Raw genomic sequence first — 10,038 nt, forward strand, 5'->3', positions numbered from 1 at the left:
GCAATGCTTAATCAATATTCTAACAATTCTCAAGCAATAAATCAAAAAGCAGAGGTAGAGTCTCTAGGTGTTTTTGATTTTAGTTTATTATTGCATAAAAATGTATCCAAGCAAATCAAAGAGACTAAAGAGGAAACAGAATCCAAAATTAGACAATTAGAAGAAGAGCTTTTACAAGTTAAACAAATCCAAGTCCCCACAAGAAATTTACCTGATAAGCCTTTGGAGATATTGGATAAAGCTTGGGAAATCCACAATGCTAAAAACTCTCAAATCCTTAAAATCCAAAAAGAAATTGCCTTTTTAAATAAAAGCGCATTTGGATATTCTTTGGACGAACAGGGTTTTATGGGAGAGGATTTTAATGCTGTTGCTGGGATTCCGCTAGATTACAAGATTCATTGCGATACATTAGAGAACATTTATAAAAAAACTATGCTGACGGATTCCATTAGCATACCAGCGGCTTATTCGCAAGTAGATTTTATGCAGACAGCTAAAAACGCCTTTGAATCTTTTAAAAACTTCTATGGCGAGGATTTCACAAAAAGCAATAAAATGCTCTCAAAAGAGGAAATCAATGCTTTACCTAAAGGATTCTTTACAGATTATGGTTATCAAAATGTTTTTGCATTAATTCCCACAGAGGAAATGCTCACTCAAATTTATAGTTGGCAGTCATAAACTAGGCATTACAACGCCTAGCTTCATTGATTTTTCCACAAAAAATATAGAAAATTATATCTTGTCAAACTTTATACAAGGAGATAAAATCTCGCTTGATGGAATGTTTAATGAGTATTTAAGTAGAAATTTTAGCTATTTTAAAGAAGCGGAATATTCACAAGAATGGCTGATTATCAAGCGTATAATAATAAAATCACAGGGCGTAGCGCAACGAACAATACCCTCAACAACTACCTTATTCATTACGACACAGACCAAAGATTCTGGGATTTGTTAAATGGTAAAATCTCTGTGGAATCCCATTTGCAAGAGTTGATAGATTTAGGTTATACGCATAATAATACGATTGTTTGGGACGAGGATAGAGAGCAGTTTGCAAACTTTTTAACACATTTCCTTAAAGTCTTTCAAGAGATTTTAGATTTTCATTCTCTTAATGTTCAAGAACTTCAAGCACTAAGCAAACAAGAATCTTACAATACACAAGCCAAACAAACACTTCAAGATTCTAAGGAACCCAAAGATTCCAAACCCTACGAATCCCAAACCAAGCAAGAAAAGATGAATACCTTTTTGAATCATTTGTTAAAGGGGTAGGGTAAGCGGGGGAATCCGCCTAGCTACTGCAAGCAGACTTGCCATTATCCACAGGTTGAATCGCACTGTTATCTGCTAATTTTTTAGCATTGACTTCCTCTATAAACTCCCATAATTCTTTGGCAGCCTTTAGATATTCTTTAGCAGATTTAGAATCTGGCTTGAAATATACGATTGGCTTGCCATTGTCGCCACCCTCACGCACGATAGGTTCAATAGGAATCTGCGCAAGAGTTCTTGTGTCAAAGTCTTTGGCAACTTGTTCTGTTGTGCCTTTGCCAAAAATATCGTATTCTGTGCCACAACCCGGACAAATAAAGCCACTCATATTTTCTATAATCCCAGCAACAGGAATCTTAAGTTTTAAAAACATATCCAACGCCCTAGCACCATCATCAAGCGCAACTCTTTGTGGGGTAGAAACAGAGATTCCAGCTGTTACAGGAACGCTTTGTGCGAGAGTGAGTTGCGCATCACCTGTGCCCGGAGGCATATCTATCACCATTATATCCAAATCCCCCCACAAAACATCACTTAACATTTGTTCAATTGCACGAATAATCATCGGTCCCCGCCAAATCAGGCTTTGCCCCTCATCATAAAGCACTCCCATAGAAATCATTTCAATGCCAAAAGCTTGCAATGGAATCAGTTTTTTAAGGTTTGGATCAACTTCGGGTTTTTCTTTTTCTAATCCAAGCATTCTTGGCACATTGGGTCCATAAATATCCGCATCTAGCAATGCAACTTTTTTGCCTTGCATTGCCAAAGCAATTGCTAAATTAACACTTGTAGTGGATTTGCCCACGCCCCCTTTACCACTACTTACCATTACAAAGTTTTTAATCTGTGGAGCAAGATTTTTTGTGCCTTGTGGTTTGGATTCCGCTTGTGGTTTAGGTTGCTTGATGTCCAAATTAATTTTTGTAATTCCTCGTGCATTGAGCTTTTGCGTAATGGAATCTTTGAGTTTTTGTGCTACTTCAGCGGACGCAGAGGGAATCTCCACGCGCAAAGCAACAGAATCGCCCTCTACTAGCATTTCCTTAACAAAGCCAAATGTTACAATATCTTTTTCAAAATTTGGGTAGATTACCTCTTTTAATAAATTAACGAGTTGTTCTTGATTCACACATTTTCCTTTTCTTGATGTTGTTCTACGATTTCTTGTGAAATCTTATAGCTGCAAAATTTTGGTCCGCACATTGAGCAGAATTTCGCATCTTTAAATACCTCTTGTGGCAGACTCTCATCGTGATATTCACGCGCTCTATCTGGGTCAAGGGCAAGTTCAAATTGTCTATTCCAATCAAAATTATACCGCGCATTGCTCATTGCGTCATCTCTGATTCTTGCATTTGTGCGCCCACGCGCAATATCCGCTGCGTGTGCTGCGATTTTATAAGCAATGATTCCCTCACGCACATCTTTTGCATTCGGTAGCCCTAAATGCTCCTTAGGGGTAACATAACATAGCATTGCAACACCTTTCCAAGCGGCAATAGCCGCACCAATGGCTGAAGCGATATGGTCATACCCCGCAGCAATATCTGTAACAAGCGGTCCTAAAACATAAAAAGGTGCCTCGTGGCAAAGCTCCTTTTGCAACTCTACATTGCGTTCAATTTCATTCATTGGCGTATGTCCCGGTCCCTCTATCATCACTTGCACATCTTTTTCGTAAGCTCTTGCGGCTAATTCGCCCATTACTCTTAGCTCTTCAAGCTGGGCTTCATCACTAGAATCCGCTAGACAACCCGGACGCAAGGAATCCCCAAGACTTAAAGAGACATCGTAACGTTGGCAAATATCTAAAATGTCATCAAAGGCTTCATAAAAGGGATTTTGTTTGTGATAATGCAACATCCAAGAAGCCATTAAGCTACCACCACGACTGACAATGCCCATTTTACGTTTGGATAGTTTTGGCATATGTTCTAGGAGGAATCCGCAATGGATTGTGAAATAACTCACGCCTTGCCTTGCCTGTCTCTCCATTACTTCTAGCATAGTGTCAATATCTAGCGCATTAATGTCGTTTTTCACATCGTGTAGAATCTGATAGATTGGCACTGTGCCAATCGGCACACTAGAGCTTTGGATTACTGCTTCTCTGATAGAATCTAAATCTCCCCCTGTGCTTAAATCCATAATCGTATCCGCTCCATATTTAATGGAAATTAGTGTTTTTTGCACTTCCTCTTCAATAGAACTTGCAAGTGCAGAACTACCGATATTAGAATTAATCTTAGTGCGCGTTGCGATTCCAATTCCCATTGGTTCTAAATTCGTGTGATTTATGTTTGCGGGTATTATAAGCCGCCCTTTCTCCACTTCTTTACGCACGATTTCGGGACTTAAATGCTCAAGATTGGCGACATATTCCATTTCTTGCGTGATGACACCCTTTTTTGCATAGCGTAATTGCGTTTTGATTTTATCTTTTTCTCTTGCTTTTATCCATGCTTTTCGCATAGAATCTCCTTTGGAAGTTTGAATTTATCATTAGATTCTAAATCTTTAGTTGTAAAAGATATAAAATATCAAAATAAAAATAAAATTTAGCTTTTTTTGTAGATTTTATGGCAAAAACCTCGCAAATCATTGCAAAATCAAGTGATAATGTTTAGAAATAGAATTTATTTTGCAAGCCAAATTTTAGCGATTTTTTCTAGTTTTTCCACGCTATCACTTGCATAGAAAGTTACTTTCGGAGGATTCTCAAAAGACTTTAAAATATAAGAGTTTTGCAGGTATTCCATAATGGCTTCTCCCGAATGAATGAGCAAGGGGTTGTGATGATAATAATGTGAAATGGAATCTGCAATTAAAGGGAAATGTGTGCAGCCTAAAATAATGGCTTCTGGCGTTTGGGAATAGAGGGCAAAGTAATGTTTCATTGTTGATTTCAAGATTTCACCCTCAAAAATTCCTTCTTCCACAATAGGAACAAAAAGGCTAGTGGCAAGCCCAAAAGTGTTATGATAACCCTCAAATGCTAAAAGCTCACTATAAAGCTTGCTTTGAATCGTCGCTTTTGTGCCTAAAATCAAGATTTTGGAATCTTTATTGGGGATTTTATTTTTAAGCGCTAAAACTCCCGGCTCAATCACACCAACAATAGGATAGGGTGCAACTGCTTGCATAGCTTTCAAGCCATAAGCACTCACGGTGTTGCAAGCAATAACAAGTAAATCCAAATCAAAAGTTTTAAAAAATTCTAGTGCTTCTAGGGAATATTGTGCAATAGTTTCTGCGCTGCGCACACCATAGGGGACGCGTGCAGTATCTCCATAATAGATGATTTCGCTGAAGTTGTGGGAATGGATAAGACTTTTTAGGACACTTATACCCCCTGCGCCGCTATCAAATACACCAATTCTTTGTGGAATCATATTTTAATCTTTTGCATCGTTATTCATCATATTTAAAAATTCTTCATTGTCTTTGGATTTTTGCATTTGGGAATAAAGAAAAGTCAGAGCGTCAATCTCATTATTCATTTGATGAATCGCATTGCGCAATACCCAAACTTTTTGTAATTTGTCGCTACCTAAGAGTAATTCTTCTTTGCGTGTGCCACTTTTTAGAATATCCATTGCGGGATAAATTCTGCGCTCTGCAATATGACGCGCCAAGACAATTTCACTATTTCCTGTGCCTTTAAATTCCTCAAAAATCACTTCGTCCATTCTAGAGCCTGTTTCAATCAGTGCAGTTGCGATAATCGTTAGACTTCCGCCCTGTTCAATATTTCTTGCTGCTCCAAAGAATCGTTTGGGTTTGTGCAAGGCGTTTGCATCAACCCCACCACTAAGCACTTTACCGCTGCTAGGTGTAGCAGTGTTATAAGCTCTTGCAAGACGCGTAATGGAATCTAGTAAAATCACGACATCTTTGCCCATTTCTACCATTCTTTTTGCTTTCTCTACGACAAGTTCTGCTACGCGCGTATGGTTGTTGGCGGGCATATCAAAGGTGGAGCTATAAACTTCACCTTTCACACTTCTTTCCATATCAGTAACTTCCTCTGGACGTTCATCTACGAGTAAGACGATCAATTCTACCTCTGGGTGATTTTGGGTGATTCCATAGGCAAGCTCTTTCATTAGCTCTGTTTTACCCGTTCTTGGAGGTGCGACAATCAATGCACGTTGTCCTTTTCCAATAGGAGCAAATAAATCCAACATTCTACCTGTGATTTTAAAGCTATTGTATTCTAATTTGATTTGTTCGGTTGGAAAGAGAGGCGTAAGATTATCAAAAAGTGGGCGATTTTTCATCTCCTCTGGAGATTGATAATTGATTGCTTCTACCTTTAAAAGGGCATAATATCTTTCTTGGTCTTTTGGAGAGCGAACTTGTCCTGTGATAATATCTCCATTTCTTAGAGTAAATCTACGAATCTGTGTGCTACTTACATAAGCATCATTTTGCGAGCCGGAGAAATTTTCATCAATGGCACGTAAGAATCCATACCCCTCACTTGTAATCTCTAAGATTCCTGTAAATAGGATAAATCCACCCTTGCTAACTTGTGTTTTTAAAATCTCAAAAATCAAATCTTGACGCAAAAATTCTTGTGGATTTTCAATACCCAAAGATTTTGCGATTTCTGCAAGTTTATTAATGGATTTTGCGCGTAAATCTTCAATCGTATAGCCCTCAACGGGTGTATGAGTGCGGGTTTTGTGTTCTTTTTTGTTTGAATTGTTTTCGCTCATTTGTCGCCTTAATTTTGTTTAGGATTCCTTGCAAAGAGGTTTCTTGAAAAATTTAAAAATTGTGGAAAAACGGATGTTAAAATCCCTGAAGTCCTTTATGCAGTTCCTTATAACTTCTCTTTGAATGAAGTGATGAGAAAATTTTAATCTAAAAAGATAAACTTGTCAAGATTTAATGTGTTAAATTTCATTGAAAAACACAAGTTGAAAACTTTGATAACTTGAGATAAAAAGTAGAATCCCAAAAAGAATAAAAACGATTCCACAAATTTTATCAATTTTATCAAAAAATGTGTTGTTGATGAATTTTCTAAAAAATACACCCAGCATAATCACAAGAATAAAAGTAAAAAATAATCCACAGAGCAAGACTAAAAGACTAATCTCTAAATATTGATTCATAAAAGGTGTAATAATAACAGCAAAAAAGAGGATAGCTTTGGGATTGGAGAGATTCAGTAAAAACCCTTTGAGAATAAAATCATAAAAGAAAGTTTTGCTTGTTTGTAAATGTAAATGAAAATCAATGGTATTTTTCGGTTTTCTTAAAAGCGCAAAAGCAACATAAAATAAATAGAATCCACCAATACAGCTTAGGATTCCTTGAGGTAACGCACCATTTATCAGATGGGCAAAGCCAAAATAAATCAAACTGATAAAAACAAGCCAACCACAAAAAATGCCAAATAAGCTAGAAAAACCAGCCTTAGTGCCAAAACTAATGGTGTTTCTAAGCACAAACAAAATATCCGGTCCAGGTGTCAAAGCACCAATGAAACCGACAATAAAAAGCGTGCTAAGTTCTAAGATTAGAGATTCCATTAAAAGTAAGGGAAGTTTTTTGGAATCTTTGAGCTACTATCGTGCATAATGAGTGTTTCTAAAACCGCCATACGAATTGCGACACCATTTGTTACTTGTTCTAATATTTTACAGCGTGGGTCTTTTAGCATTGCATCACTAATATCAATATTGCGATGCACAGGTCCGGGGTGTAACAAGATAATATCGCGATTACCAAAAATTTCTTGCGTAATACAATAATCACTTGCATAGTCTTTTAAGCTTGAATATATCGGGCAATCGTGCCGCTCTGTTTGTGTGCGCAAACTCATCACTGCATCAACTTCATCAATGACTTCTTTTAAAAATAAGCAATGGCGCAAGGAAGTTTTCGGAATAAAATGCGGAGGACCTACCAAAATCACTTCCATTCCAAATCTGCCTAAAAGTTCAATGTTGCTATTAGCCACACGCGAATTACGAATATCACCCACAATCGCAATTTTTTTACCCTCTAGGTTGCCCAAATGTTTGCGTAAGGTAAGCAAATCTAAAAGTGCTTGTGTTGGGTGCGCGTGCGCGCCATCGCCTCCATTGATAATAGAGCAAGAAACATATTGAGAAAGAATGTTTGGCACGCCAGAGTTTCTATGTCGGACGATAATTGCGCTTGGATTCATTGCATTGAGATTTGCTGCGGTGTCAAAAAGCGTTTCTCCTTTTGCAGTAGAGCTACGAGAGACATCTAAACGCACCACACTTCCACCTAATCTTTTAGTTGCAACTTCAAAGCTAGAGAGCGTGCGGGTAGAGTTTTCAAAAAAGATTGTAATAATAATATGCCCATTTAAGCTATTTCTAGGTTTAGATTCTAAAAAGCTTTGAGCTAAATCCAAAATTTGTTCCACTTCGTTTTTATTAAAGTCTTTAGTTTCTAAGAGATGTCGCGCCATAATCCAACCTCGCAAGTCTTTATAAAGTCTAAACAATAAAATTATAAATTTATTTTGCTTTAAGTTTCCTTTGCGGTTATATTATTTGGAGTAAGATTATGCTAAAATGCGAAAGTTTTATGAATTTCAAAGGTAATCTTGATGAATATAGCAATGATTGGCACAGGATATGTGGGATTAGTAAGCGGGACTTGTTTTGCCGAAATGGGAAATAGAGTTGTTTGTGTAGATGTGGTAGAATCCAAAATTGCACAACTCAAATCCGGTGAGATTCCTATTTATGAGCCGGGTTTAGAAGAACTTGTAAATAAAAACTATCAAAATGGTAATTTATATTTCACTACTTCCTTACAAGAGGCATTAAAAAATTGTGAAATTGTATTTATCGCAGTAGGCACACCTATGGGTGAAGATGGCAGTGCGGATTTACAATATGTGCTTCAAGCCGCAAAAGAAATTGGCGAAACAATGGAATCGCAACTTATTGTCGTAGATAAATCCACCGTTCCAGTTGGCACTGCACAAAAGGTTCAAGTAACGATTAATGAAGCGCTTAAAGCGCGTAAGAAAAAGATTCCATTTGGAGTTGCAAGCAATCCAGAGTTTTTAAAGGAGGGAGATGCGATTAATGATTTTCTTAAGCCAGACCGCGTTGTCATTGGTGCAGAGGAAGAGTGGGTAAAGGAGCGTTTAAAAGAGCTTTACGCTCCTTTTTGCCGTAGTCGCGACAGATTTATTGTAATGGATATTAAAAGCGCAGAGATGACAAAGTATGCAGCAAACGCAATGCTAGCAACGAAAATTAGTTTTATCAATGAGATTGCAAATATTTGCGAGGCGGTGGGCGCAAATGTAAATGATGTTCGTGTTGGAATCGGGAGTGATAAGCGCATAGGATATAATTTTATTTATCCGGGTTGTGGCTATGGGGGGAGTTGTTTTCCAAAAGATGTAAAAGCTTTATCAAGAATTGCATTAGAAAATGGAATGAATCCTAAGGTGATTTGCGCAGTAGAACAAGTCAATTATGAGCAAAAGCGAATCTTGGGTAAAAAAATCGTGCAGCATTTTGGCAATGATTTAAGTGAAAGGCAAATTTGTGTTTGGGGGCTTAGTTTCAAGCCAGAAACAGACGATATGCGTGAGGCAACTTCTATTGTTCTCATTAATGAATTAATTGCACGCGGTGCGGTGGTAAAAGCATATGACCCTAAGGCAATGCAAGAAGCGCAGCAATTTTATCTCAAAGGGATTCCAAATATTTTATATGCCAAAAACAAATATGACGCATTAGAAAATTGTGATTGTCTCGTGCTAGTTACAGAATGGAAAGAGTTTAGAAGTCCGGATTTTTTGGAAATCAAAGAGCGTTTGAAAACACCTATCATTTTTGATGGACGCAATCAATACAATGCCAAAAGACTTAAAGAGCTCGGCTTTACTTATTATGAAATCGGTGTTCAATTATGTGTCTAAAGCATTTGTTGCGATTCTTTTTTGGTGGAATCTTAATCGGTATTGTATTGATTTTGAATGGTTGCACTAAAATGGAATCTTTGAAATCTAAATTAATTCCCTCTAAACCTGAAGAATCTTATATTCAAGCAACACGCAAAAGTGAGCTAGTCTTTGATGAGATTACGCGGATTGTTTTAATTGCGGTGCATTTAAATTCCTATGATGAGAAAAACTATCCACACGAAAAGGGAGAAGTATTTTTTGTAGATGTGTATCAAAGCGAGCAGAATTCCTTAGGATTCTTGGAAAACGGCTATCATTTGACTTTAAGCAATGGAGAATCCCCAATAAAAATTACCCGACTACAAAGCAAAGATTTACAGGGGTTAATGAAGCAAAATGCTATGCGTTGGGGGGAATACTATTTGGTTAAATTTGCGCCGCAAAATAAACGCATACAAGATAGTTTAACACTCGTGTTAAGCCACCCAAAATTTGGTGAAAATTTCTTAAAATTTGGCTTTAAAGGCTTAAGTAAAGAGGATTTAAAAGGAAAGTAATTGCAAGATTTGCAAACTATACAAAAAATACGATTGGATATTGCTTGTGTGAAATTAGGTTTATGTGAATCACGCAACAAGGCACAAAGTCTCATCAAAAAGGGTAAAGTTTGCGTGAATGATAAAGTATGCAAGAGGGTTTCTTGTGAAGTTTCCTCTTGCGATTCCATTTCCTTTTTAGAATCTTTGTGCTTTGTGAGTCGTGCAGGGGAGAAACTGCATTGTTTCTTGGAATCCAATCCCTACTTAAAGCAGAATTTTCATCGGTTGAATGCC

General features: G+C 37.3%; 11 protein-coding genes. 5 read left to right on the forward strand and 6 right to left on the reverse strand.

Annotated elements, in window-relative coordinates:
- Together Q1553_RS03605 and Q1553_RS03610 are read left to right on the forward strand one after the other, a co-directional pair.
- The coding region (locus Q1553_RS03605) for a Cj0814 family flagellar-dependent secreted protein (RefSeq protein WP_366525090.1) at positions 1-684 on the forward strand (684 nt) is incomplete at its 5' end.
- A gap of 165 nt (positions 685-849) precedes the next feature.
- Positions 850-1,284: a hypothetical protein gene (locus Q1553_RS03610; RefSeq protein ID WP_300842760.1), complete on the forward strand. Its 435-nt coding sequence runs from the start codon at positions 850-852 to the stop codon at positions 1,282-1,284.
- A gap of 19 nt (positions 1,285-1,303) precedes the next feature.
- Here Q1553_RS03610 and Q1553_RS03615 read toward each other — a convergent pair whose 3' ends face one another.
- The 6 genes from Q1553_RS03615 to Q1553_RS03640 all read right to left on the reverse strand — a co-directional run bounded on the left by Q1553_RS03615 (position 1,304) and on the right by Q1553_RS03640 (position 7,744).
- A complete protein-coding gene (locus Q1553_RS03615; protein ID WP_115550637.1) occupies positions 1,304-2,416 on the reverse strand; it encodes an Mrp/NBP35 family ATP-binding protein in 1,113 nt (370 codons plus the stop codon).
- Positions 2,413-3,759 (reverse strand): phosphomethylpyrimidine synthase ThiC, encoded by a 1,347-nt coding sequence (gene thiC / locus Q1553_RS03620; RefSeq protein WP_115550638.1) that lies wholly within the window; start codon positions 3,757-3,759, stop codon positions 2,413-2,415. The genes Q1553_RS03615 and thiC overlap by 4 nt, the downstream gene beginning before the upstream one ends.
- A gap of 164 nt (positions 3,760-3,923) precedes the next feature.
- Positions 3,924-4,679, reverse strand: a complete 756-nt coding sequence (gene murI, locus Q1553_RS03625; protein WP_297570322.1) for a glutamate racemase — start codon at positions 4,677-4,679, stop codon at positions 3,924-3,926.
- A 3-nt stretch (positions 4,680-4,682) separates the two neighbouring features.
- A complete protein-coding gene (gene rho / locus Q1553_RS03630; RefSeq protein WP_115550640.1) occupies positions 4,683-6,008 on the reverse strand; it encodes a transcription termination factor Rho in 1,326 nt (441 codons plus the stop codon).
- Positions 6,009-6,188: 180 nt separating this feature from the next.
- Complete coding sequence (locus tag Q1553_RS03635) at positions 6,189-6,830, reverse strand: LysE family translocator (protein ID WP_300763027.1); 642 nt, start codon at positions 6,828-6,830, stop codon at positions 6,189-6,191.
- Positions 6,830-7,744 carry an aspartate carbamoyltransferase catalytic subunit gene (locus Q1553_RS03640; protein ID WP_115550642.1) on the reverse strand — a complete coding sequence of 305 codons (915 nt, stop codon included), beginning with the start codon at positions 7,742-7,744 and terminating at the stop codon, positions 6,830-6,832. The genes Q1553_RS03635 and Q1553_RS03640 overlap by 1 nt, the downstream gene beginning before the upstream one ends.
- Before the next feature lie 141 nt (positions 7,745-7,885).
- Between Q1553_RS03640 and Q1553_RS03645 the strand changes: the two genes are divergently transcribed.
- From Q1553_RS03645 to Q1553_RS03655, 3 genes are all read left to right on the forward strand, one after another.
- Positions 7,886-9,220, forward strand: coding sequence for a UDP-glucose/GDP-mannose dehydrogenase family protein (locus Q1553_RS03645; RefSeq protein WP_115550643.1), 1,335 nt, complete (start codon positions 7,886-7,888; stop codon positions 9,218-9,220).
- Positions 9,211-9,762 carry a hypothetical protein gene (locus Q1553_RS03650; RefSeq protein ID WP_300691661.1) on the forward strand — a complete coding sequence of 184 codons (552 nt, stop codon included), beginning with the start codon at positions 9,211-9,213 and terminating at the stop codon, positions 9,760-9,762. Before Q1553_RS03645 ends, Q1553_RS03650 begins: the two co-directional genes overlap by 10 nt.
- The coding region (locus Q1553_RS03655) for a S4 domain-containing protein (protein WP_300842761.1) at positions 9,763-10,038 on the forward strand (276 nt) is incomplete at its 3' end. It lies immediately after the preceding gene.

Origin of the sequence: Helicobacter sp. UBA3407, from assembly GCF_949747025.1 — a bacterium.
In the GTDB taxonomy this organism is placed as follows: domain Bacteria; phylum Campylobacterota; class Campylobacteria; order Campylobacterales; family Helicobacteraceae; genus Helicobacter_D; species Helicobacter_D ganmani.

Excerpts from the sequence above, each read along its gene's own strand:
- Q1553_RS03610 (WP_300842760.1), top strand. The coding sequence starts at position 850 with ATGGCTGATTATCAAGCGTATAATAATAAAATCACAGGGCGTAGCGCA.
- thiC (WP_115550638.1), bottom strand. The coding sequence starts at position 3,759 with ATGCGAAAAGCATGGATAAAAGCAAGAGAAAAAGATAAAATCAAAACG.
- murI (WP_297570322.1), bottom strand. The coding sequence starts at position 4,679 with ATGATTCCACAAAGAATTGGTGTATTTGATAGCGGCGCAGGGGGTATA.
- rho (WP_115550640.1), bottom strand. The coding sequence starts at position 6,008 with ATGAGCGAAAACAATTCAAACAAAAAAGAACACAAAACCCGCACTCAT.
- Q1553_RS03635 (WP_300763027.1), bottom strand. The coding sequence starts at position 6,830 with ATGGAATCTCTAATCTTAGAACTTAGCACGCTTTTTATTGTCGGTTTC.
- Q1553_RS03640 (WP_115550642.1), bottom strand. The coding sequence starts at position 7,744 with ATGGCGCGACATCTCTTAGAAACTAAAGACTTTAATAAAAACGAAGTG.
- Q1553_RS03645 (WP_115550643.1), top strand. The coding sequence starts at position 7,886 with ATGAATATAGCAATGATTGGCACAGGATATGTGGGATTAGTAAGCGGG.
- Q1553_RS03650 (WP_300691661.1), top strand. The coding sequence starts at position 9,211 with ATGTGTCTAAAGCATTTGTTGCGATTCTTTTTTGGTGGAATCTTAATC.